The 21,797-nt window shown below is 69.0% G+C and carries 24 protein-coding genes; 13 read left to right on the top strand and 11 right to left on the bottom strand.

Translation table 11 applies throughout. From position 1 onward, the window contains the following. Nucleotides 1-108 precede the first annotated feature (108 nt). The gene (locus ABIA33_RS23200) at nucleotides 109-1,272 is read right to left on the bottom strand and encodes an epoxide hydrolase family protein (RefSeq protein WP_370084303.1); all 1,164 of its coding nucleotides are present in this window, start codon (nucleotides 1,270-1,272) and stop codon (nucleotides 109-111) included. A gap of 101 nt (nucleotides 1,273-1,373) precedes the next feature. Here ABIA33_RS23200 and ABIA33_RS23195 point away from each other — a divergent pair, with 101 nt between their 5' ends. Then, nucleotides 1,374-1,973, top strand: coding sequence for a TetR/AcrR family transcriptional regulator (locus ABIA33_RS23195; RefSeq protein ID WP_370084302.1), 600 nt, complete (start codon nucleotides 1,374-1,376; stop codon nucleotides 1,971-1,973). Nucleotides 1,974-2,048: 75 nt separating this feature from the next. Next, the gene (locus tag ABIA33_RS23190) at nucleotides 2,049-2,510 is read left to right on the top strand and encodes a DUF1003 domain-containing protein (protein WP_370084301.1); all 462 of its coding nucleotides are present in this window, start codon (nucleotides 2,049-2,051) and stop codon (nucleotides 2,508-2,510) included. 110 nt (nucleotides 2,511-2,620) lie between these two features. Here the strand turns inward: ABIA33_RS23190 and ABIA33_RS23185 are convergent, their stop codons facing one another. Continuing rightward, the gene (locus tag ABIA33_RS23185; protein ID WP_370084300.1) at nucleotides 2,621-3,124 is read right to left on the bottom strand and encodes a hypothetical protein; all 504 of its coding nucleotides are present in this window, start codon (nucleotides 3,122-3,124) and stop codon (nucleotides 2,621-2,623) included. 183 nt (nucleotides 3,125-3,307) lie between these two features. On the opposite strand from ABIA33_RS23185, the gene ABIA33_RS23180 reads away from it, so the two are divergent. After that, entirely contained in the window at nucleotides 3,308-3,643 is a 336-nt protein-coding gene (locus ABIA33_RS23180) for a hypothetical protein (RefSeq protein WP_370084299.1), read from the top strand. A 350-nt stretch (nucleotides 3,644-3,993) separates the two neighbouring features. Here ABIA33_RS23180 and ABIA33_RS23175 read toward each other — a convergent pair whose 3' ends face one another. Then, complete coding sequence (locus ABIA33_RS23175) at nucleotides 3,994-5,007, bottom strand: LacI family DNA-binding transcriptional regulator (RefSeq protein WP_370084433.1); 1,014 nt, start codon at nucleotides 5,005-5,007, stop codon at nucleotides 3,994-3,996. A 413-nt stretch (nucleotides 5,008-5,420) separates the two neighbouring features. Between ABIA33_RS23175 and ABIA33_RS23170 the strand changes: the two genes are divergently transcribed. From ABIA33_RS23170 to ABIA33_RS23155, 4 genes are all read left to right on the top strand, one after another. Next, nucleotides 5,421-6,755, top strand: coding sequence for an extracellular solute-binding protein (locus ABIA33_RS23170; RefSeq protein ID WP_370084298.1), 1,335 nt, complete (start codon nucleotides 5,421-5,423; stop codon nucleotides 6,753-6,755). Nucleotides 6,756-6,866: 111 nt separating this feature from the next. Continuing rightward, nucleotides 6,867-7,880 carry a carbohydrate ABC transporter permease gene (locus ABIA33_RS23165; protein WP_370084297.1) on the top strand — a complete coding sequence of 338 codons (1,014 nt, stop codon included), beginning with the start codon at nucleotides 6,867-6,869 and terminating at the stop codon, nucleotides 7,878-7,880. A 13-nt stretch (nucleotides 7,881-7,893) separates the two neighbouring features. Further along, the gene (locus ABIA33_RS23160; RefSeq protein WP_370084296.1) at nucleotides 7,894-8,847 is read left to right on the top strand and encodes a carbohydrate ABC transporter permease; all 954 of its coding nucleotides are present in this window, start codon (nucleotides 7,894-7,896) and stop codon (nucleotides 8,845-8,847) included. Nucleotides 8,848-8,933: 86 nt separating this feature from the next. Next, nucleotides 8,934-10,436 carry a glycoside hydrolase family 1 protein gene (locus ABIA33_RS23155; RefSeq protein WP_370084432.1) on the top strand — a complete coding sequence of 501 codons (1,503 nt, stop codon included), beginning with the start codon at nucleotides 8,934-8,936 and terminating at the stop codon, nucleotides 10,434-10,436. Between the two features lie 190 nt (nucleotides 10,437-10,626). On the opposite strand, the gene ABIA33_RS23150 is transcribed toward ABIA33_RS23155, so the two are convergent. From ABIA33_RS23150 to ABIA33_RS23140, 3 genes are read right to left on the bottom strand one after another with little or no spacing between them, the layout of a single operon-like run. Next, nucleotides 10,627-10,938, bottom strand: coding sequence for a TfoX/Sxy family protein (locus ABIA33_RS23150; RefSeq protein WP_370084295.1), 312 nt, complete (start codon nucleotides 10,936-10,938; stop codon nucleotides 10,627-10,629). Next, the gene (locus ABIA33_RS23145) at nucleotides 10,935-11,279 is read right to left on the bottom strand and encodes a nuclear transport factor 2 family protein (protein WP_370084294.1); all 345 of its coding nucleotides are present in this window, start codon (nucleotides 11,277-11,279) and stop codon (nucleotides 10,935-10,937) included. The genes ABIA33_RS23150 and ABIA33_RS23145 overlap by 4 nt, the downstream gene beginning before the upstream one ends. Next, a complete protein-coding gene (locus ABIA33_RS23140; protein WP_370084293.1) occupies nucleotides 11,276-11,872 on the bottom strand; it encodes a TetR/AcrR family transcriptional regulator in 597 nt (198 codons plus the stop codon). Before ABIA33_RS23140 ends, ABIA33_RS23145 begins: the two co-directional genes overlap by 4 nt. A 163-nt stretch (nucleotides 11,873-12,035) precedes the next feature. Here ABIA33_RS23140 and ABIA33_RS23135 point away from each other — a divergent pair, with 163 nt between their 5' ends. The 3 genes from ABIA33_RS23135 (at nucleotide 12,036) to ABIA33_RS23125 (ending at nucleotide 14,826) form a co-directional block, all read left to right on the top strand. Beyond that, nucleotides 12,036-12,578, top strand: coding sequence for an MOSC domain-containing protein (locus ABIA33_RS23135; RefSeq protein WP_370084292.1), 543 nt, complete (start codon nucleotides 12,036-12,038; stop codon nucleotides 12,576-12,578). 51 nt (nucleotides 12,579-12,629) lie between these two features. Beyond that, nucleotides 12,630-13,682 (top strand): transposase family protein, encoded by a 1,053-nt coding sequence (locus tag ABIA33_RS23130; protein ID WP_370084291.1) that lies wholly within the window; start codon nucleotides 12,630-12,632, stop codon nucleotides 13,680-13,682. 793 nt (nucleotides 13,683-14,475) lie between these two features. Beyond that, nucleotides 14,476-14,826: a MerR family transcriptional regulator gene (locus ABIA33_RS23125; protein WP_370084290.1), complete on the top strand. Its 351-nt coding sequence runs from the start codon at nucleotides 14,476-14,478 to the stop codon at nucleotides 14,824-14,826. 199 nt (nucleotides 14,827-15,025) lie between these two features. Here the strand turns inward: ABIA33_RS23125 and ABIA33_RS23120 are convergent, their stop codons facing one another. The 3 genes from ABIA33_RS23120 to ABIA33_RS23110 all read right to left on the bottom strand — a co-directional run bounded on the left by ABIA33_RS23120 (nucleotide 15,026) and on the right by ABIA33_RS23110 (nucleotide 16,501). Then, nucleotides 15,026-15,460, bottom strand: a complete 435-nt coding sequence (locus ABIA33_RS23120; protein ID WP_370084289.1) for a DUF2267 domain-containing protein — start codon at nucleotides 15,458-15,460, stop codon at nucleotides 15,026-15,028. 108 nt (nucleotides 15,461-15,568) lie between these two features. Further along, nucleotides 15,569-15,958 (bottom strand): DUF2267 domain-containing protein, encoded by a 390-nt coding sequence (locus tag ABIA33_RS23115; protein ID WP_370084431.1) that lies wholly within the window; start codon nucleotides 15,956-15,958, stop codon nucleotides 15,569-15,571. A gap of 108 nt (nucleotides 15,959-16,066) precedes the next feature. Beyond that, nucleotides 16,067-16,501 carry an Hsp20/alpha crystallin family protein gene (locus ABIA33_RS23110; protein WP_370084288.1) on the bottom strand — a complete coding sequence of 145 codons (435 nt, stop codon included), beginning with the start codon at nucleotides 16,499-16,501 and terminating at the stop codon, nucleotides 16,067-16,069. 127 nt (nucleotides 16,502-16,628) lie between these two features. Here ABIA33_RS23110 and ABIA33_RS23105 point away from each other — a divergent pair, with 127 nt between their 5' ends. From ABIA33_RS23105 to ABIA33_RS23095, 3 genes are all read left to right on the top strand, one after another. Further along, nucleotides 16,629-17,276: a type III effector protein gene (locus ABIA33_RS23105; protein ID WP_370084287.1), complete on the top strand. Its 648-nt coding sequence runs from the start codon at nucleotides 16,629-16,631 to the stop codon at nucleotides 17,274-17,276. A 181-nt stretch (nucleotides 17,277-17,457) separates the two neighbouring features. After that, complete coding sequence (locus tag ABIA33_RS23100) at nucleotides 17,458-17,859, top strand: hypothetical protein (RefSeq protein WP_370084286.1); 402 nt, start codon at nucleotides 17,458-17,460, stop codon at nucleotides 17,857-17,859. A gap of 251 nt (nucleotides 17,860-18,110) precedes the next feature. Further along, nucleotides 18,111-18,602 carry an ATP-binding domain-containing protein gene (locus ABIA33_RS23095; protein ID WP_370084285.1) on the top strand — a complete coding sequence of 164 codons (492 nt, stop codon included), beginning with the start codon at nucleotides 18,111-18,113 and terminating at the stop codon, nucleotides 18,600-18,602. Nucleotides 18,603-18,789: 187 nt separating this feature from the next. Here the strand turns inward: ABIA33_RS23095 and ABIA33_RS23090 are convergent, their stop codons facing one another. Then, a complete protein-coding gene (locus ABIA33_RS23090; protein WP_370084284.1) occupies nucleotides 18,790-19,536 on the bottom strand; it encodes a hypothetical protein in 747 nt (248 codons plus the stop codon). Next, a complete protein-coding gene (locus ABIA33_RS23085) occupies nucleotides 19,533-21,770 on the bottom strand; it encodes a Mucin-19 (protein ID WP_370084283.1) in 2,238 nt (745 codons plus the stop codon). The genes ABIA33_RS23090 and ABIA33_RS23085 overlap by 4 nt, the downstream gene beginning before the upstream one ends. Nucleotides 21,771-21,797 lie beyond the last annotated feature (27 nt).

The raw sequence follows: 21,797 nt of genomic DNA, 5'->3' as shown, positions 1-21,797 counted from the left end.
TGCCAGCTGATGATGGCCCCGTCGTGGCCCTCCGGTCCTCTCAGGCCGCGCACCGCGCGCTCGATGCCGGCCTCGAAGTCCGGCGGCCGGATGTCGCGCGCGTTGGCGTCAGGAACGAAGGGTGCGCAGGCCGGTGCGGATTTCGCTGACCAGGATCACGGGCTGTTCCAAGGCCGCGAAGTGCCCGCCCTTGTCGGCCTCGCCGTAGTGGATCAGATTGCTGTAGGTGTCTTCGATCCAACTTCGTGGCAGGCGTGGGATGTCCCTCGGGAAGACGGTCACCGCGACCGGAAGCGTCAGCTTCGGGCCGGCGAGAGTGGCCGATTTGTTCTCCCAGTAGATGCGGCCGGACGACGCTGCGCTGTTGGTGAACCAGTAGAGGGATATCGCGTCGAGCATGTCGTCCAGGCTGAGGGTGTCCTCGGCGAGCCCGTGGTTGTCGGTCTTGGACTGGAACTTCTCGTAGATCCAGGCTGCCTGACCGGCGGGAGAGTCCGCCAGGGCGAATCCGACAGTCTCCGGCTTCGTGCCCTGAAGGTGGTTCGACCCACCGAGATCGCCGGTGTAGAGGGCGAGGGTCTCCACGGCGTAGCGCTGTTCGGGCGACAAGATGTCGGGTATCTGTGCGGGAAAGGCGTACTGGGTGTTCAGATGAATTCCGAGAAGCCCCTCAGGTTGCATGGCCCCGAGGGCGGTGGTGACGACGGCACCCCAATCGCCGCCTTGCGCGGCCCATCTCGTGTAGCCGAGACGCTTCATCAGCTCCACCCACGCGCTTGCGATGCGCGATACAGTCCACCCGGTCTCCGTGGGCTTCTGGGAGAACCCGAACCCGGGGAGCGACGGGACGACGACGTCGAATGAATCGGCGGCGTCTCCTGCGAACGAAACCGGATCGGTCAGCGGGCCGATCAGCTTCAGGAACTCGACGATCGAGCCCGGCCATCCGTGCGTGAGTATCAGCGGCATCGCGTTGGGATTCTTGGACCTGACGTGGATGAAGTGGATGTCCAGCCCATCAATCTCGGTCAGGAATTGGGGGAAGCGATTGAGCTCGGACTCGAAGCGCCGCCAGTCGTAGCCGCGCTCCCAGTAGTCGACCAGAGATCTGGCGTTCGCTACGCGAACCCCTTGCGACCAGTCGCCCACCGTTTCCGGGTCCGGCCATCGAGTTCTGGCCAGTCGCTGCTTCACGTCGTCGATCTCCGAATCCGAGATCGAGACGGTGAACGGGCGGACGAGGGTCGAGGCCGGCGGTGTCGGTGCGGTCATTGCCTTCTTCTCTCTCCTGAGCTTCGAAGCACAGCGCAACTCTCCGTTGCACACCAGTGTGCAATCTACTTCATTGCACACTGGTGTGCAATAATGGTGTCGTGCCCACCGAGTCCTCCCGTGTGCGCTCGATGAACGAGACACGCGATCGCATCCTCGACGTCGCCCTCGATGTGCTGGGAGAGAACCCCGACGCCGGAATGGGCGACATCGCCTCCGCTGCCGGCGTCGTCCGTCGCACGGTCTATGGCCATTTCCCCTCGCGCCTCGACCTGCTTCGGACACTCACGGAACGGGCCGTCACCGAGGTGACAGCCGTGCTCACCGAAGTCAACGCCTCCGACGCAGAAGCGGACGCGACGTGGGTCGAATTCATCGCCCGCGTCTGGCCGGTGGCGCACCGGTACCGAGTGCTGTTGGCGCTGCGCCGTGGCGAGTACGGCGAGGCGATCCACGGCCTGCTCGGGCCAGTCGATGAGCTCCTCGCCGACCTCGTGAAACGGGGCCAGGACAGCGACGTGTTCGCACAGCACCTGCCGGCGGGCATTCTGAGCCAGGTTGCCTACGGCGTCGTGTTCGCCATCGCGGACAGCGACCTGTCGAACGGGACCCTCGGCGCCCGAGCAGCGACGATCACGAGCCTGCTGATGCTGGGAGTTCCCGAGACGCGCGCAATCGCCCTCGTGGGCGACCAGCCCTGACCTGCAGCACTCGAGCGGAGCCGCGGATCGTCTGGTGGCTGACCGGCCGGATCACCCTGTAGACCCGTCCTGGCCGTGTGGATGGGCCTCAACCGCACGCACGGCTTCGACGCGTACCCGTTCATCCTGCTCAACCTGGTGCTGTCCTGCCTGGCGGCTATGCAGGGCGCGATCCTGCTGATCGCCGCGAAGCGCAGCGACCAGATCTCCAGCGAGCTGGCCGAGCACGACTTCGAGACCAACTGCCGCTCGGAGGAACTGCTGAAGCAGCTGATGGTGAACTTCGAGGCGCTGAGCGCACAGCACAAGGAAATGCAGCAGGAGCTGGCCAGGGTCAACGCACAGCTCGAAGCCAGGGTGCAGATGCGGGTCAACCGTTGCCCGGACGGATATGGCTGCGACTCCGGCCGGCGGACTCAAAACCGGACCGCCGACCACGAGCGCCCTGCCCAAGGCGGCATGACACCAGGTCAGGCCAACAGCACGGCCACCTGGTCGAGAGCCCTTGTGTCGCACCGAACCGGCACTGGGCAGTGATGACAGCCGGTCGCAGGCGGGGTGACGCTGGCTTCCCGGCCGGTGTCGGGCAGGTCGCGGCCGAGCGGACAGTGCGATGGCGGGCAGGGCAGGAGACCGGCGAAACTATGTCATCGCTGAGGGTAGTAGTAGTAGACCTCTGTGGTTTTGGGCGGACCCACCTCCGGGAAGCCGGCCTCCTTGAGCGCTGGCAGCATCCTCGACATGAACGCGTCCAGCGCGCCAGATGATTTCCAGAGGTCCACGATGCGCAGACCCGCGTCCGTGATAGTTGCCGAGTGGAAGAGCAGCCCTTCGGGCGGTTGCGACGATCGTGTGCCTGCGGCCGTGTCCACGGTGTCGTACTGCTTCGCGGTCACACCTGGGAAGTCGATCTCAATCAGTAGGGCCATGAGAACCTCCGAGTAGCTGGATCTCGCCTCGGGCCGCCGGGCGGCGGCCATGATCTCCAGGCTCCCTCTGGGGAACTGGCCTCGCATCTCGGAGCGTGAGGGGCCGATACTCAGCCCGGACTGCCGGTCAAGCAGAGTGTCCCCGGCACCGGCGTGCTCGGTGAGCTCGCTGAGTTGTCCCAGAAGCTCGCCGGACGCTACCGCTGGCACCGGCTTGGGCAACCCAGTTCGTCCTGACCGGATTCTCTCCGACGGTCCTCACCTACACGGCCTCCGCGGAGATCCGTCACGGCACGAGCGGTGCCGCCGGTACCCGGGTCGTCCTTACCGTCGACCCGTCCTTGCCTCCGCAGCAGGTCGCTGAGCTGTACGGCAGATCCGTTCGGCGAGCAGGCAGATCCGCCGATGCGCGCCCAGGCACTGCGCTCGTACCGTCTCGCCGAGCACGTCGGCCCGCACCTGCTCCACCACCCCGTCAACACTCGGGACGCCGAGCGCCGGGGGCGGCCTCGCAAGGCGGATCCGCCGGGTTCGTTCGTCTACTACGTCGAGCCCGTCGACTGCACCTGGCAGGACCTGCGCCATGCGTGGAACACGCGCTGCCCGGGCGCCGGAGACGATGGGAAGCTCTGGCGCCACGACAGGCAGTCCAATTTCACGCGCGACGCCCAGCAGGCATTCCTGCGGCTCCTCGACCCGCAGTGGTCACGACCCGGCGGACGCCGCCCCCGAAGCCGTTGACCTCGGCAGCGATGCCCTCGGTGACCAGACGGTGTTCGTGAACGCCAATGAGATCTTCACGCCCCCGTATGCCTCCATGCCCCTCTGACAGACCGTGGGATGTCGGGAGCGGCACTGACAGGGTCCGGTTGCTTCGGGGTTCGTCTGCTGACGCGTGCTGGTGTGTCACTGACGTGGCCCGGTACACCCTGCCGCCCCCGCTGTCACAGGAGCGGCATTTTCTGCTGTCCGGCCTGCGGGGCCGCTTCGGCGTGAAGCGGTCGCGCAAGGTCCTCGGGACATCACCGCCGGAGTCCGCGACGCCGGGCAGCGCGTGAACCGCCCCTCCGGCGCTCCCGCGTGCGCCGGAGTCAGCTCTTCGCTGCCGACGTTCTGTCACCGGGAGCCGACTGGCGTACCACCAGCTCGGTGGGCAGGATGAGCTGACGTCTTGGCCGTTTGGGCTCGGCGACCTGGTCGAGCAGGAGCCGGGCGATGGCGCGGCCTATCTCCTCGACCGGCTGTCGGACACTGGTGAGGGCGGGGGTGGTGTGGCGCGCGATGATGGAGTCGTCGAAGCCGACCAGGGCCACGTCCTCCGGCACGCGCCGCCCGGCCGATCGCAACGCCTGGAGTGCGCCGGCCGCCATGACGTCGGAGGCGCAGAAAACTGCGTCAATGTCCGGAGCGCGCCGCAACAGGGCGCGCATGGCCGTTCCACCGCCCTCCTCGGTGAAGTCCGACACCTCAACCAGATCGTCGGTCGGAGCCTGTCCGGCCCGCTGGAGAGCGTCGCGGTAGCCCGCCAGGCGGGTCCGTGCCACCTCCATGTCGAGTGGTCCGGCGATGGTCGCGATGCGTGTGCGTCCTGCGCCGATCAAGTGCTGCACGGCCGTTCGCGCGCCGCCGTGGTTGTCCCCGGCCACGTAACTGAGAGACTCGTTCTCACCCCGGCGTCCGGCCAGCACGGTGGGGGTCCCGAGTTCCTCGAGCAGCGTGGGCAGCGGGTCGTCGCGGTGCACGGACACGAGGATCACCCCGTCCACGCGGTGCGAGCGCAGATAGGCCGTCAGGCGCCTGCGTTCGCCTTCGTTGCGTACCAGGATGAGCAGCAGTTGCATGTCGGCGGCTGCGACCTCCATGGAGACCCCGCTGATGACGTCCGAGAAGTACGGTTCGGAGAACAACCGGGTTTGGGTCTCCGGGACGACGAGCGCGATGGCGTCTGTACGGGAGCTGACCAGGGCGCGCGCCGCGCCGTTGGGCACGTAGCCGAGCTCGGCGACAGCCCGCTGGACCGCGGCCCGGGCCTTCTCGCTGACCTCGTGCGAACCGTTGACCGCTCGGGAGGCCGTGCTACGGGCCACTCCCGCCAGCGCCGCCACATCGTCGAGAGTCGCCCCACCGGGGTGGGGTGCCGCGGGGGGACTTGCCGACGGGCCGGGCCCGTCGTGGGTGGTCCCTCGTTTCACGTGCACCTCGCTCGTTCTTCTATCCGTCATCCGGAGTGAACGCCCGAAGCGTAGACCCTCCTCGGCGGTTGGACACACTCCGGCAACTTGGTCGACTCCCCCTTGACACGGTGGCCGCGCAGGAAGCAGTCTTCACGCCAGGCAACTGGAAGCGCTCCCAGTTATGGCCATGGGTATCCAATCACCCTGCTGTTATATGCCTGAGAGTCAGGCAAATTCATGGGAGCGCTTCCAGAATGAGCCAGGCCTCACGCCGGTTCCCGCCCCACCCAGTCCTGTCGGCCCAGCCACTTCGCCCAGCCGCACCGTCCGATCAAGGAGTTCCCATGCGTACGTCCCCCGCTGTCCGCGTCGCCCGGTCTCGTAGCAGAGCTGTGTTCACGGCGCTGGCAGTGTCCGCATCTGTCGGGCTGCTCGCCTCGGGTTGCTCGTCGAGCGCCGGCGGGTCCCAGGGCGCGGCCGACCCGAACGCCAAGATCACCTTGACGGTCGGTGACTTCGGCACCTTCGGCTACAAGGAGGCGGGTCTGTTCGACGCCTACATGGCCGCGCACCCGAACATTACGATCAAGGAGGACACCACCACCCTGGAGACGGACTACTGGACCGCCCTGCAGACCCACCTCGCCGGCGGGAGTGGGCTGGACGACATTCAGGCGCTGGAGGTCGGCCGGATCTCCCTGGCCACCTCCGATGCGCTCAGCAGTGCGTTCGAGGACCTCAGCAAGGCGCCCGGCGTCAACAAGAGCGACTACCTGCCCTGGAAGTGGGCGCAGGCCACCACCGCCTCCGGCAAGACGATCGGGCTGGGCACCGACGTCGGCCCGATGGCCGTCTGCTACCGCCAGGACCTCTTCAAGGCCGCGGGACTGCCCTCGGACCCGGCAGCGGTGAGCGCGCTGTGGGCGGGCGACTGGGCCAAGTTCGTCCAGGTCGGCCAGCAGTTCCAGGCGAAGGCGCCCAAGGGCACCCACTTCATGGACTCCGCGACGGGCCTGTTCAACGGCGTCGTCTCCAGCAGCACCACGCAGTACTACTCGGGCGGCAAGCTCGACTACAAGAACTCGGCCAGCGTGAAGCAGGCCTGGAGTCTGGCGATGCAGGCCGACGCGGCGGGCGAGTCCGAGGGCCTCAAGGAGTTCGACACGCCCTGGCAGACCGCGTTCTCCCAGTCGACCTTCGCCACCACCATCTGCCCGTCCTGGCAGCAGGCCAACATCCAGAAGTTCTCCGGTGCGGCCAACGCCGGCAAGTGGAACGTGGCGCAGGCCCCCGCCGCCGGCAACTGGGGCGGCTCCTTCCTGGCCGTGCCGTCTTCGGGCGCCCACACGCAGGCGGCTGAGCAACTCGCCGCGTGGCTGACCGCACCCGCCCAGCAGGCCAAGGTCTTCGAGAAGGTCGGCAACATCCCCTCCAACGTGGGCGCGTACAGCCTGGCCGGGGTGACCGACTTCAAGAACCCCTTCATCGGCCCCAACGCGCCGATCGGTCAGATCTTCTCCACCGCGGCCAAGGCCATCCAACCCGCCGAGATCGGCCCGCACTCGGGCGACCTGCAGAGCGACTTCGGCAACGGAATCCTGCTCGTCGAGCAGAACCACAAGAGCGCGACGGACGCCTGGAACGCCACCGTCCAGCAGATCGACAGCAGCGTCCAGTAGCCGTTCGTTCCCGGGCGGGACGCGCCGACCCGCCCGGGTGCCGGTTCCGTCGGTGTCCTGCACCGACGGAAGGCGAACAGCCGACCAAACCCGAGAAAGGGAGCCCTAGTCGTGGCCACTTCGACACACTGGCGCGGCGGCGGCCGTAGTAGATCCGCACCCCCCGACGGCCCGGATCAAGACCGAGGCCGGGCGGCGCAGGGTCAGGCCTGGCGCAGTCGCCTGTACCGGTGGGACACCAAGGCATCCCCGTACGTGTACGTGGCGCCGTTCTTCCTGGTCTTCGCCGCCTTCGGACTGTTTCCGCTGCTCTACACGGGCTGGCTCTCGCTGCACCAGGTGAGCCTGTACAACGTCAACCAGTCCCAGTGGGTGGGCCTCGGGAACTACCTCGACCTGTTCACCGGCCCACCGAGCCACTTCTTTTGGAACGCCCTGGGCAACACCGTCACCCTGGGCGTGCTCTCCACCGTGCCGCAGCTGCTCATGGCCATGGGCCTGGCCCACCTGCTCAGTTACAAGATGCGCGGCAGCGCCTTCTTCCGGACCGCTCTGCTCGCCCCCTACGCCACCTCCGTGGCCGCCGCGACCCTGGTCTTCGCGCTGATCTTCAGCCCGGAGGGCGGGATGGCCAACTGGCTCCTCAGCCTGGTCGGCGCCGGTCCGGTGCACTGGGAGGCCGGCCACTGGACCTCGCAGATCGCCATCGCGGTCATCGTCACCTGGCGGTGGACCGGCTACAACGCCCTGATCTACCTCGCGGCGATGCAGGCCGTGCCCGGTGAACTCTACGAAGCGGCCGCACTGGACGGCGCGTCACGCTGGAAGCAGTTCCTGCACGTCACCATCCCCGCGCTCCGCCCGACCATCCTGTTCACGGTCGTTGTCTCCACCATCGGTGCAACCCAGCTCTTCGGCGAGCCCTACCTCTTCGGAGGCCAGAGCGGTCACCAGGGCGGCGCCGCCAACCAGTACGAAACGCTCGGCGTGTTCATGTACGACCAGGGCTTCCGCAACAGCATGCTCGGCCGGGCCTCCGCGATCGCCTGGATCATGTTCGCGCTGCTGCTGCTCGTCGGAGCGGCCAACGCCCTGATCGCCCGCCGCCTGCGCCGTTCACAGTGACGGGAGACAACCCATGACCACCACCCAACCCAGCCACGGCCAGGTCGCCGCGGTCACGCCCTCGCCGACAGAGCCGTCACCGGCAGACGCGCACCCCGGGCGTCGCCGACTGATACCTCGCCCGACCCGCGCGGGCCGCCAGCACCACGCCGGACCGCTGACCTACGTCGTTCTCGCGCTCGTCGCGCTGGCCTCGCTCTTCCCGCTGTACTGGACCCTGGTCGCCGCCTCCACGGACGCCCACCGCGTGGTGTCCACTCCGCCCCCGCTCGTGCCGGGCGGCAACCTGTTCAAGAACCTCGCCTACGTGTGGAGCAACGCCGGCGGTCGCGGCATGGGCGTCGCCCTGCTCAACTCGACCCTGGTCGCCGGGTCCGTGACCCTGGGCACAGTCGCCTTCTCGGTCCTCGCGGGGTTCGCCTTCGCCAAGCTCCACTTCCGTGGCCGGGGCGTGCTGATGGGCCTCGTCGTCGCCACCCTCGCGGTGCCGGCCCAGCTGAGCGTCGTCCCGCTCTTCATCCTGATGCGCAACCTCGGCCTGGGAAACCACCTCGGCGCCCTCATCCTGCCGACCCTGGTCACCGCCTTCGGCGTCTTCTTCATGCGGCAGTACCTGGTCCAGGCGCTTCCCACGGAACTGCTCGAAGCCGCCAGGATGGACGGCGCCAGCTCGCTGCGCACGGTCTGGCACGTGGTCGTCCCCATCGCGAGGCCGGCCATGGCGGTGCTCGGCATGCTCACCTTCGTGCAGTCCTGGAACGACTTCCTGTGGCCCATCATCGCCATGAACGGCTCGACCAACCCCACCGTCCAGGTCGCCCTGGCCGGACTGGGCACCGGCTGGTCCACCGACTGGTCCGTCATCATGGCCGGCGCCCTGATCGGCACCCTGCCCCTGCTCCTCGTCTTCGTCCTGTTCGGCAAGCACATCGTCGGCGGCATCACCCAAGGCGCCATCAAGGGCTGAGCCCGGCTGGCAAAAGGCCCGCTGTGTGCCCCCGACTCCCTCTCACTCCTCCAGGAGACCCTCTCGTGAACCCTCCCACCTCCACCGTGCAGCGCTCCCCCCGGCCTCGTACCGAAGCGCAGCGCGAGCGACTCGTGTTCCCGCCCGGCTTTGTGTGGGGCGCGGCGACAGCCGCGTACCAGATCGAGGGCGCAGCCGCCGAGGCCGGCCGGACACCCTCGATCTGGGACACCTACAGCCACACTCCCGGCAAGGTCGCCGGCGGGGACACCGGCGATGTCGCCGTCGACCACTACCACCGCTACCGCGACGACGTCGCGATCATGCGCGAACTAGGGCTCAAGGCCTACCGGTTCTCCGTCTCCTGGTCCCGGGTCCAGCCCACCGGCCGGGGCCCGGCCCTGCAGAGCGGACTGGACTTCTACCGGCGCCTGGTCGACGAACTGGAGCAGGCCGGGATCGACCCCGTGGTCACCCTCTACCACTGGGACCTGCCGCAGGAATTGGAGGACGCGGGCGGTTGGCCGCATCGTGACACCGCCGAGCGCTTCGGGGAGTACGCCTCCCTCGTGGCGGAGGCACTCGGCGACCGGGTGTCGGTGTGGACCACGCTCAACGAGCCGTGGTGCTCGGCCTTCCTGGGATACGGATCGGGCGTCCATGCCCCGGGGCGCACCGACCCGGGTGACGCGCTACGCGCCGCACACCACCTGAACCTCGGCCACGGCCGCGCCCTGGCCGCCCTGCGTGCCCAGCTCCCCGCCGGAGCCCGAACGGCGATCAGCCTGAACCTGCACCAGGTCCGTGCCCTCACCACGAGTGAGCCCGATCTCGACGCGGCGCGCCGCATCGACGCCGTCGGCAACCGGATCTTCACCGGTCCCATCCTGCGCGGCGGCTACCCGCAGGACCTGCGCGCGGACACCGCGCACCTGGTCGACTGGGACACGCTGGTCCGTCCCGGCGACGAGGAAGCCATCGGCGCCCGGATCGACCTGCTCGGCATCAACTACTACTCACCGACCCTGGTCTCCGCCCCCGCAGAGGGCACCGGGCTCACACCGCGCGAGGCCGCCCGCAACGACGCCCACGGCGCCAGCGACCACTCGCCGTGGCCCGGCTCCGAGACCGTTGTGTTCCACCAGTCTCCTGGCGAACTCACCGCGATGAACTGGTCGGTCGACCCGGACAGCCTCTACGACCTGCTCACCGACGTCGCCCGCACCCGCCCCGGGCTGCCCCTGGTGATCACCGAGAACGGCGCGGCCTACCACGACGAACTCACCGCCGACGGCCAGGTCCACGACCCGCAGCGAATCGCCTACGTCCAGGCACACCTCGCCGCCGTGCACCGCGCGATCGCCGACGGAGTCGACGTGCGCGGGTACTTCCTGTGGTCGCTGCTGGACAACTTCGAATGGGCCTACGGCTACTCCAAGCGCTTCGGAGCGGTCTACGTCGACTACCCGACCCAGCGCCGCATTCCGAAGGACAGCGCGCACTGGTACGCCAGGACCATCCGCGACAACGCCATCTCCCCGGTCCCCGGGCCCTCCGGAGAGGACGCCGGCACGCGCGCTCGGTCCTGATCGGGTCTCGCAGGGCGCGCCGGAACTGCTCAGGCCCACCGGGACCGGCCCTGGCCGGAGCCCTGTACGTCCGGCCGGGGCCATGAGCGGGACGACAACCCTTTCGAGGGGCGGACGGGCCGCTTGCAGCGACCGGGGGGGCGGAGTTCTGAGCGGTGTGCCGTCGGTGCGGCGGTTGGGGATCGGCTGATCAGCGGAGTGCCGTGCGGGCCAGGGAGCACAGTCCGTCCTGATCGTCCATCGCGTCCGGCGGGACGCTGTAGTAGGTGTGCACCACCACCTCGCGGCCCGCGGCGTGGTAGGTGAACGGCGTGGACCCGGCCCTCTCGTAGAAGGAGCGGGCCGCGCTGTCGACGCGGAGGTAGAGGGTGTCCATCACCATTGCGAACTGCCTGCCGTGGCTGCGCAGTGCCCAGCCGCCGAAGTAGCGGTGGATGGTGACCTCGCCGAGCGGCGCCAGTTGATCGGCGACATGCTCGGCGAGGCTGCGAGATCCGCTCACGCGAAGAAGAACCCGGTGATGTCGGCGAGTCGGCCGTCGCGGTGGAGCGCGGTGCTCACGCCTGCCATGGCGGGTTCGTCCTGCTCGCCGAGCTGGGTCCACCGTGCGAGCGAGCGGTCGTGGTGGTCGAGTACCTCGTCTATGCGGAACCGGTGACCGGGGAAGGCTCCTGCGAATCCGGTCATGTAGGCGGCCAGCTCGGTCAGCCCGCCGACCTCCGTGCCTGGGTCCCGGTAGGCGACGTCTTCGACCGCCACCGCGCGAAGGGCGGCGAGCCGCTCGTCGGGGTCGGCCGACCAGCACGCGGCATAGTTCGTCCAGAGCTGCTGTGAGTCACTCATCGCTGTCCGTCTTTCTCGGGGCCGATCGACGCCATCGCGCCATCGGTGATGGTGTGCAGTTTCGTGAGGGGCGTGCCGGCCCTTACCAGCACCAGCAGACCCTGATAGAGCGCCAACAGCCGGGCTGCCGACGCCTCGACGTCCAGATCCGCCGACAGCAGGCCCAGGGCGCGGGCCCGCGTCAGCGCGTCTGCGAAGCCGGACTCGATCGCGTCCAGCCCTCGGCGTACTCCGGCGGCGGCCTGCGGAACGGTGAAGGACTCCACGGCGGTGTTGGTGAGCAGACAGCCCGGATCGGGATCGAGGCCGGTCTCGAACGCTGAGGTGAAGAACGACCGGATGCCCGCCACGGGGTCCATCGGCTCAAGGAGATGGGCCCGGACCCGGCCCTGTACCACCTGGTCGTTGTAAGCGTCCAGGGCGGCGCGGAACAGGCCGTCCTTGCTTTCGAAGACCCGGTACAGGCTGCCCGGGTGCAGCCCGGTCGCTTCCTCGATGTCCCGCAGCGAGGCGCCGAGGTAACCCCGGTGGCGGAAGAGTCGCATAGCCGAGGCCAGGACCTCTGCCCGGTCCCAGAGCTGTCTGCGGCCCACCCGTACCTCCATAGTTGAACGATCGCTCACAAAGATAGCACGCCAGCCCCCAACTGTGTGATCTCTAACGGCCTGACCCGCGATTGCTCGCGGGGTGCTGTGCCCTCAGAACCGCAGGCTAGGCTCTTGGCGAACCATCGCTACCGAGCAGGGGGTCCGCGGGATGGGCGGGGCAGTATCGGCAGTCAGCAGCAACGGCGAGTATTCGTTCACCAAGCCCAACCGGGCCAGCATCACGTTGCTCGCCGGGCTCGGTGTGGAGGGGGACGTACACGCCGGCGTCACGGTCAAGCACCGCTCGCGTGTCGCGCAGGACCCCACCCAGCCGAACCTGCGCCAGGTCCACCTCATCCACGAGGAACTCTTCACCGAAGTCGGCGGAGAGGGATTCAACGTGACGCCCGGCGATCTCGGCGAGAACATCACCACCAGCGGCATCGACCTGCTCGCCCTGCCCGTTGGGACACTGCTGCGTGTCGGCGGCGAGGCGATCGTGGAGGTCACCGGCCTGCGCAATCCCTGCCTGCAGATCGACAACTTCCAGGACGGGCTGCTGAAGAAGGTCGTCGGCCGTGACGAGGCCGGGGCCATCGTGCGCAAGGCCGGAATCATGAGCGTCGTCCAAGTGGGCGGCGTGGTGCGTCCCGGCGACACGATCACAGTAGAACTCCCGGACGAGCCGCATCGGCCCCTCGACCGGGTCTGACCTCTGCCCGGCAGGCCGTGACGTGTCGAGGGCCGCGCGGGTTCTTGCGGTGTGAACATCAAGCTGGCCCGCGCGGCCATGGCCCACCCGGCCTTCTGCGGCATCTCGCGCCAATATCTGGGCGAGTTGATCGAGGAGCTCGCGCCGTGCTGGGAAGCACGCTGCGAGTCCGGACGCCACGAGCGGCGTGCCGGCGCCCGGCAACGCGAGATCGGAGCCGGCCCGAATTACGAACTGGTCTTCATCGACCGCGTGTTGGTGACACTGGTCCATCTGCGGACCGGGCTGACGCATGCGGCGCTGGGCGTGATCTACGAGGTGGGCTCCTCCACCGTCGGCCGGGCGATCAGCGAGGTCCGACCGCTGCTGGCCGCACGCGGGTTCGCCGTGCCGGACCGGCCGGGCATCCGGCTGCGCACGTTGGAGGACGTGTTCGCCTACGCCGATGCCGAGGGCGTGAGCTTGCGCATCGACGGCATGGAGACCCAGGTTCGCCGTCCGAAGGCGGGCCGCCCCGGCAGGCGGGCGTTCATCTCCGGAAAGCGCAGGCAGAACACCATCAAAACGACCACGATCAGCGACCAGCAGGGCCGGACCCTGTGGTCCGGCGCCGAGCGGCCCGGCCGGATGCACGACCAAACCGCCGTGCGCACCGAAGGCATCGCGGAGCAATTCCGCCAGTATCCGCAGGTCAAAGCAGAGGTCGATGACGGCTACCGGGGTCTGGCCAACGAGTTTCCCGGCCAGGTCTCGGCCCCGCCCAGGAGGCCGAAGGACATCGACAACGCGCCGCTGACCGAGCGGTACGGCTGGCGCGAAATGCGTCGCCGCCAGTCCTCCCGCCGGATCTGCGTCGAGCACGCCAACGCCGAGCACCGACAGTGCTGTGAGGCGGACATCGTCGCTGAGGGTGCGGAACTGGCGATGGGTCAGCAGGCGCAGGGCCGCTTCGGAAAGGCGCGGGGCTCGGGTGCGCGCACCGGCGCCGCGGCTTGTGGCCCTTCCACTCTCCCTTGGTTCCGCTCGTCGTCCTGGGCAGGGGCGTTGCGGGGGCGGAGACAATCTTCCCTTCAAACAGCTCAAAAACTGTGCTGGCTGGAGTAGACATCGGGGGCCGCTGTGGTTAGTGTTTCTCTCGTAGACGCGGTCAAGCGGTACCCGCCAGACACGAACTGGCGGCAGTAGTAGAGAAGTGCGCAGGTCGGCACGGTTGCGGAGTCCTGAAGCCAGGGTTGGTGCAGTAGGGCGACGGGGTCGGCAGCCGGACCGGGTGGCCCGCAGTGTCAGGGGCTGCCACCAGCGCTTACCGCAGCCCGTACAGGTGCGGCAAGTGAAGTTGTGTTGGGCAGGGCCAGCAGGTGAAGTACGCGGTATCTCAGCAAAGGCGCCGGACTGCGGGCGCGCGTGCTGGGAGTTCGGCAGTGGGGTTCCAAGCCAAGCAGGTGAGCAGGTCGGGCGACGGGGCTGGCTGTCGGACCAGGTGGCCGATGCGGGCCGCCGGAGCAGTACCAGTAGGTGGCAGTTCTGAAGTACCCGCAGTTCGCAGTTCAGCAGTTACCGAGAAGTACCCGCAGTTCGCAGTTCAGCAGTTACCGAGAAGTACCCGCAGTTCGCAGTTCCGGTCAGTACTAGAGGATGAACGGAGGGACAGAGCGCCATCAGGATCGCCCGGCCCGTGAGGCATTCACCCGGGCGGACACCGCAGACCCCCAAGTACGAAGGACGGTGGTTTCCGGTCACGCATACGCGATCCCCGCACAGCCCCCATCCCCCAGGGGCAGTGCGGACATAGGGAACCCGGCCAAGGCCGGTAGATGGTGTCAAACCCTTCGGGGCCCCGGAGCCGCAACGGCGCCGGGGCCCCTCGCCGCGTCCCCCAACCACAAGAAGAGGTGCAGTGACCACGGCCACCAACCGACCCCACACCCCCGACAGCCTCGACGACGACGACTACCCCGCCTACACCATGGGCCGCGCCGCCGAGATGACCGGCACGACCGCCGGTTTCCTGCGCTCACTGGGCGAACACGGCCTCATCACCCCGCTGCGCTCCGAGGGCGGCCACCGCCGGTACTCGCGCTACCAGCTGCGCATCGCGATGCGCGCCCGCGACCTGGTCGACCAGGGCACCGCCATCGATGCCGCCTGCCGCATCGTCATCCTCGAAGACCAACTCGAAGAAGCCCTGCGCATCAACGAAGAACTGCGCCACCGCGCTGCCGACCCCCACCGCAAGACCGGCACCTGAACCGCGGACCGCGGACCGCAGGCGGCAGGCGGCAGGCGCCCCCGGTGATGTTCCGCCGGCCGCCGGCGGCGTCGCGGCCTGACCAACGGGCACACACGCAGACGCGGCTCCGGCGATGTCATCGCCGGAGCCGGCATGGTTGTGCAAATCAGGTCCACAGCCAACGGCACGCGTTGTACCGAGATCGGAGTCGGGTGTCTCAGGCGGCTTGGGTGAGTTCGGCGCGGCCGAACAGGAGTGCGTAGCCGGAGGGGAGCTGGGCGAGGATCCGGTCGATCAGGCCGGGGCCGGTCAGGTGGGTGATGGTGGCGAGGACGGCGCCGGTGTCCCAGCGTGCGGTGCCGGGGGTGGAGCCCGTGCGGGTGGCGAGGTCCTTGACGAAGCCCAGGCCGGTGAGCGGTTCGGTCTCGGGTTGCTGGGCGGTGAGGGTGAGGGCGGCTTCGACGGGCAGGCGCGCGGCGAGCTCCGCGCGTTCGTCGCCGGTGAGCTGACGGCCGAGGGCCCCCAGCACGGCGCGCATGACCTCTTCGGCTTTCTCCCGGGTGGGGTAGAGGCCTTCGTAGCGGATCCGTTCCAGCATCTGCTCGAAGGTCATGCCCGGCGTGGTCGGAGCCGGTTCAGGCTGGGGGGACATCGGTGGACGATTGCCTTTCTCGTGCGAGGGATGTTCTCGTTGGCTGGCGCCCTTCCCGAGGCGAACCCCGCTCGCGCCTACTTGCTGCGCGGGGGGTTTGTCCTCAGGTCAGGTGGGTTGGGGGTGGCCGAAGAGAAGGTCGTAGCCGACGGGGAGTTGGAGCAGGATGCGGCGGGTGAGGTCCGTGCCCGCGGCGTCGGCGACCACGCTCAGTACGGCGCTGACGTCCCAGGTCGCCGTCTGTTCGGTGGCGCCTTCGATCCAGGCCGCTGTGGCTCGCACGAACCGGTCCGCGGGCAGCGGTTCGGCGGCCTTCAGCGGGTTGAGCAGGATCACAGCGAAGGTCTCCGGGAGCCGGGCGGCAAGCTCGGCCCGGACCTCACCGACCAGATGTGCCCCCAGCAGCGCCAGGACAGTGCGCGCTGCCCGTTCGGCTTCCAGCTGGGTGCCGTACTCGCCGCGGTCCTGAACCTCTTTCAGGAACGCATCCCATCGCATGGCCACCATGGCCCCCTTCGTCTTGGTACCGGTAGGAGGGGCGGAGGACGGGATGAGGGAGAGAGATCGGTTCCCGTCCTCCGCCGCCTGCGCGGGTGTGAACCCGGTTCAACCGCTGATCTGCTTGTGCGCGGACTCCCCGCCGATGGAGATTTTGCGGGGCTTGGCGCGCTCGGCGATCGGGATCCTCAGGGTCAGGACTCCGGCGTCGTAGTGGGCGTCGATGCGCTCGGTGTCCAGGGTGTCGGCCAGCACCAGCTGGCGCGAGAAGACGCCCAGGGGCCGCTCGGAGAGCTCCATCTGCACGTCGTCGGCCTTCGTGACCGGCCGACGCTCGGCTTTGACGGTCAGCATGTTCCGCTCGACGTCGATGTCGATCGCGTCCTTGGTGACACCGGGCAGGTCGAAGGCGATCACGTACTCCTCGCCCTCGCGGTAGGCGTCCATCGCCATCGCCGAGGGCCGGGACCAGGTACCGCTGGTCCCCGTCAGCTGCTGGGCGAGCCGGTCGAGTTCGCGGAACGGGTCGGTGCGCATCAACATCGCGAAACACCTCCAAAGGTTCAGGCAGGAACTGCCAATGCGCTTCACCTGACACCGTTGTAACATGTCATCCAAACGATGACAAGCACAATGTCGTCAACTGGACGACGCCGATGGAGGGCGCCCCATGACCGCAGCCGAGCAGCCCGGCGACCCCAGATCCTTCCTCGCCGCCGCGGCAGCGCTGAGCGCGATCAACGAGGCCGTACACACCGCGCAGGCGCCACCCACGAGCCAGCAACCCGAACCCAGGCAGACCAGCTCGCAGCAGGCCCTGGCCGCTCTGCTCCTGCTGCGCGAGCTGCGCGACCAACTCGCCGGATGGGAACCCGGACTGATCGAAGCAGCCCGCGAGGCGGGCGCCAGCTGGGCCGACCTCGCCCACCCCCTGGGCGTCGCCAGCCGCCAGGCCGCCGAACGCCGCTACCTGCGCATACGCCCCGGAACCCCAGGCACCACCGGCGAACAACGCGTACAAGCCACCCGTGAGCGCCGCGCCGCCGACCGCACCATCGCCGCCTGGGCCCGGGCCAACGCCGCCGACCTGCGCCAGCTCGCCGGCCAGATCACCGCCCTGACCGACCTGTCCGCGCATGCCGACACCCCACTGACCAAACTCGCCGCCGCCCTGGCCGACAACGACGCCGCCAACCTCATCGACCCACTCGCCGACACCCACCAGCACCTGCAGGCCACCCACCCCCACCTCGCAGCCCGCATCGACACCATCACCCGCCATACCGACCAACTCCGCCACAACAACAGCCACCACTGACCACCGGATCAGGGGCTCTCTCCAGAAGGCTCGGGCTCGTCAACGACGCGTAGTCCAACCGCCGTCGCGGCCGCGTCCGCTCCGCCCCTCGCGCGGGTGGCGCCGGGGGGCCACCTGGCACTCGTTGCCCAATTAGGCAACATTGCGTTGTTTAATTGATTCGTTGTGGCAGGATCGGTTTATGGCACTCGACTCGCACCAGCAGGCCCGCGGCCGACTCGAAGGCGTCGCCGGGCGCCCTGATGTCAACGACCCGAAGGCCCACTGGGCACCTGCCCGACAGTTGGAACTGGACGCTGCGCTGCTCGGCAAGGTGCTGCTCGCCTCCGCTAACCACCAGCAGTCCGAGGGGCGGATCCCGGACGTCACCACCGACGACCTCGCTGCCGCGCTCGAACTCTTCGAGCAGATCCGCAACCAGGTCGACCAGTTGGAGACGCAGGTCGTCATCGAGGCCCGGCGCCGGGGCATGGACTGGAGGCAGATCGCCCCCCACCAGGGTTTGGGCTCCTCCCAGGCCGCGTCCCAGCGCTACCAGCGGCTGATGACGCGGCTCGAAGAGATCCGCCAGGGCGTCAGGTAGCAAACCCCACGCCATGCAGGAAGGAGGTGGCGGCGACTTCTGGTACCTGCGCGAGAACAACCCCAACAACATCCCCGACCTGGTCCTGGAACCCTCCTGGTCACCCACCGCCTCCCAGGCGCCTACGGCGTCGGCCCCGGCGACATCCAGGTCCTGTGCCCCACCCGCAAGCACCCCGCCGGCACCCACGAACTGGGCCTGCGCCTGCAGGACGCCCTCAACCCCGCCCTCGAGACAGACGCCCAGCACTGGTGCGACGGCCGCCCCTTCCGCCTGGGCGACCGCGTCATGCCCACCCGCAACGACCCCAAGAAAGGCACCAACGGCGTCTTCAACGGCACCACCGCCACCGTCATCACCTGGACACCGAACAACGCGAACTCGAGATCGCCCTGGACGACGGTGACACTGCCACCTACACCTTCGACGAGCTCGACGACGTCCTGCACGCCTACGCCATCACCGTCCACCGCGCCCAAGGCAGCGAATACCCCATCGTCGTCATCCCCCTGACCACCACCGGCGCCTTCATACTGCGCCGCAACCTCCTCTACACCGCCGTCACCCGCGGCAAACACAAAGTCATCCTCGTCGGCGAAGAGGAAGCCCTACGCCGCGCCCTTGCCACCGCCGAACCCCACCGCAACACCACTCTGACCCTGCGCCTGCACGCTGCCTTGGGCAACGACACGAGCCTTCCTGCGCCGTTGCGGCCAGCCGATGGCCAGATCGCCTTGTGCTAGATCGCTACGGCGTTGACGAAGATGGAGGGGGATGTCGACGCCGTGGCCGGCGCCGACGGCAGGACCGCTCCAGGTGAAGCCGTAGAGGCCGCCCGCGCGCATGGGCCTGTACGGCCCAGGTGGTCGGCATCTGGATGAGCGCGTCGGACATGCGGACCCAGACCGCCCGGGAGGGTTCCTGACCAGTTCAGTCGATGGGCTTCCAGCCGCGGATCTCGATGTGGGTGATGACGGCGTCGGGGTGGATGCGTCCGGTCTCGATGAGCCAGCCGCGGACGGCGGCGGTGACGTCGCCGTCGGCCTGGTCGACGCGGTGCATCCATTCGACGGCGTCGAAGCCGAATTCGCCGGTGCCCGGTCCCAGGCTGTTGCCGTATGCGCGTTCCTCGGTGCCGTCGCGGCGTTGGACGACGTTGCGACGGATCCCGGCGCTGTCGGCCAGGCGTCCGGAGTTGTGGGTGAATGCGCCCTTCTTCGCCCGGACCGTGAACGCGAGCTTCCCTGCGACGGCCGCGGTCTTCTCCACGACCGGGCGTAGGCGGGCGCCGCCGGAGGCGATGTGCTGTTGGGCGGCGCGGGCCATAAAGGAGTTGCCGGGGGTGGCGACGACGTCCTTGGCCCGCACGCGGGCCTTGCGGCCGGTATTGGTGGTGCGGCGGGATACTTGCGGGGCGGCCACCGCCTTCAGTTCGGCGACGTTGTTGGCCGCGCCCACGGTCATGGCCTGCACTGCGGTGCGCAGCGCGGTGACGAACGAGGCGCCCTTGCCCTTGGTGAAGAACTGGCTGACGAGGGAGGGGTCGCGGCCGATGATCTGGCCGACGTCCTTCTTGGTGTAGCCCGCGTTCAGAAGCTGCTGGGTGAGCTGGGCGGCCTCGTTCGGCTGCTGCGGCGACTGGCCCTGACCTCCGGGGCGGCGTCGGCGCGGGGTCACCGGCCCGCCTGCGTCCCGGCCTCAGCCTGCGCCTGCGCGAACTGAAGGCGTCCGGCAGCCTGGAGGGCGAAGAACTCCTCCTCCGTCGTCGGTGCCGCCACCGGACCGGACAGGTGACCCTTCTTCAGGTAGTCGCCGGGCTGCCCGTGGTAGGGCCAGGTGGCATCCGCGGTGGTGTAGATCGCGTCGGTGCGGAACGCGACCACCGCCCCGGGCGGCAGGTGCAGTGCGCCCACCGAGACGTCGTCCTCACGCATCCGACTGGACAGCAGGGCGGCGCGGGCGGCAGACCAGACGCCGGCAGACCACTCGGGGTGGGCGTACGGGTCGCGGGCGAAGCCGGTGTTGCGCTGCCAGGTGATGCGCTCAGTGTCCATGCCGATGATCTGCGCCCCGGCCGGGACCTGGGACTCCTGCCCGATCGGCGTGGACCCGGTGGTGATCCTCGGGCGCTGGGCGAAGCCGCCGATGCCGTACAACAGGATGCTCCGCACGGCGCGGGAGGCCAGGCGGGCGGCGAATCGCTGGCGCTCATCCACGTGGATCTGGCTCATTGCCTGCAGGGCACCCCAGGAGTCCTTGAGGCGGGTGCCCCACTCGCGCAGCGGGGTGCCGGACTCCCACAGCAGCCCGTCCAGGATCTCGATGCGCCACGGGGCGATCGGGTTGCGCAGGGCGAGGTTGACCTCCGCGCCCCCGGCCCAGGTCGTGAACGACTGCCCCGGGGTGTGGGGGTAGTGCCAGGCCCGCTCGCCGGGGGCAGGGGCCGGGAGGATTCCGACATGGTTCCAGCCCTCGGGCACGGTGACGCGGATGTGCCAGTGCGACGGGGCGAACAACGCGTTCGTCTGCTCCTTGGTCGACCAGGCGGCGAAGGATGCGGCGGTGACGCGCTGCGGGGCGCCGACCCCCGAGGCCCAGACGTGCTTGGCGTAGGCGAAGGTCCGGTCGAACTCCACCAGCTGCGGCAGCTGCGCGGGCACCTGCGGGGGCTGGAACAGCTCGGTGCGGCCTTGCCCGGCGGTGGCGTGCAGTAGGCCGCGGATCTCCTCGGACATCACCGGGAACCCGTCGGCCCACTTGGAGCCCGCCTTGGAGGGGATGGTGCGCGACCACAGGTCGCGTCCGGTCTGGGAGGGTGAGCCCATCAGGACCACGTCGGGCCACAGGTGGTGCAGCTGTTTCCACAGCAGGACGAAGGCGTCGCGCACGATGGCGGGGTCGGCGCCGTCGGGGTCGAACCATTCGGCGACGTTGCGGATCTCGGTGTGCTGGTCGCCGCGCTGCCAGCGGCCGACGGGGTTGCGCGGGTGGACCAGGTGTCCGGCCAGGCGGTCCTTGCCGCGGGAGGCTTCGACCTGCCAGCCGGGTACGTCGGCGTTGAGCCAGGCGGCGACCGCGTCGCGTAGGAAGGGGTAGCGGGCGGCGTCGCGATGCCAGGGGTCGCCGGCGGTGATGTAGATCCGCTCCACACTCTCGGGCACCGTGGCGTACACGGCAGCCAGGATCTCGGCCGCCGACCCACCCCCGAGGTCGACGCGCACGACCTGGTCGCGGTGCACCAGCACCCCACTTGCCGCGTCCAGGAACGCCATCGCGCGCGGCTGCTGGGTGAAGTTCGGGCGCTTGGAGGTCAGGTTCGCCGTCACCGCTGCCCACCGGTCTCCGGCCTCTCCGGCCGGGATCGAGGGCAGCTCCCGCTCCACCGAGACCTGCACCTGCGCCCGTACCGTCGCACCGGCCCAGGCACTTGCAGATGCGGCCGCAGGCTCCGACTCCTGCGGAACGACCTCCGCCACCGCGGCGGGCTCGGCGACCGTGGCAGCCTGCTCGACGTCGGGCACCTCGGCGGACTCGAGAACGGCTTCGGCCGTCGCCGGGATCGGCTGCTCGCGCAGGTCCGGGGCCAGCGCACCCACCGGCGCCGCGATCGCCTGCGCGGCCTGCGCGGGCGCGGAACCACCTGCTACGCCTTCCTGGGCCGGTGGGGGCGTGTCAGGTCCGGAGGTCGGTGCCGGGCCTCGCAGGGCGGGCACCAGGGCGACGACCTCACCCACCGTCAGGCCGGCGGCCGGGGCGATCCGGTCGGGGTTGGCCTTGGCATGGCTGCCCAGCTCGCGCACAGCGCGGTCGCGGTCTCCCTCCAGGGCATCGAGCTCCTTGCGGAGGACTTTGATCTCGTCCCGCAGGGTGCGCAGGTCAGCCAACCCGGCGCTGTAAGCCTTGCTGTCCATCACAGATCCCTCGTCCTCGGCCCGGCG

Origin of the sequence: Streptacidiphilus sp. MAP12-16 (assembly GCF_041262165.1) — a bacterium.
GTDB lineage: Bacteria > Actinomycetota > Actinomycetes > Streptomycetales > Streptomycetaceae > Streptacidiphilus.
The sequence above is the reverse complement of the archived record's forward strand: the minus strand, read 5'-3'. Positions and strand labels throughout refer to the sequence as shown.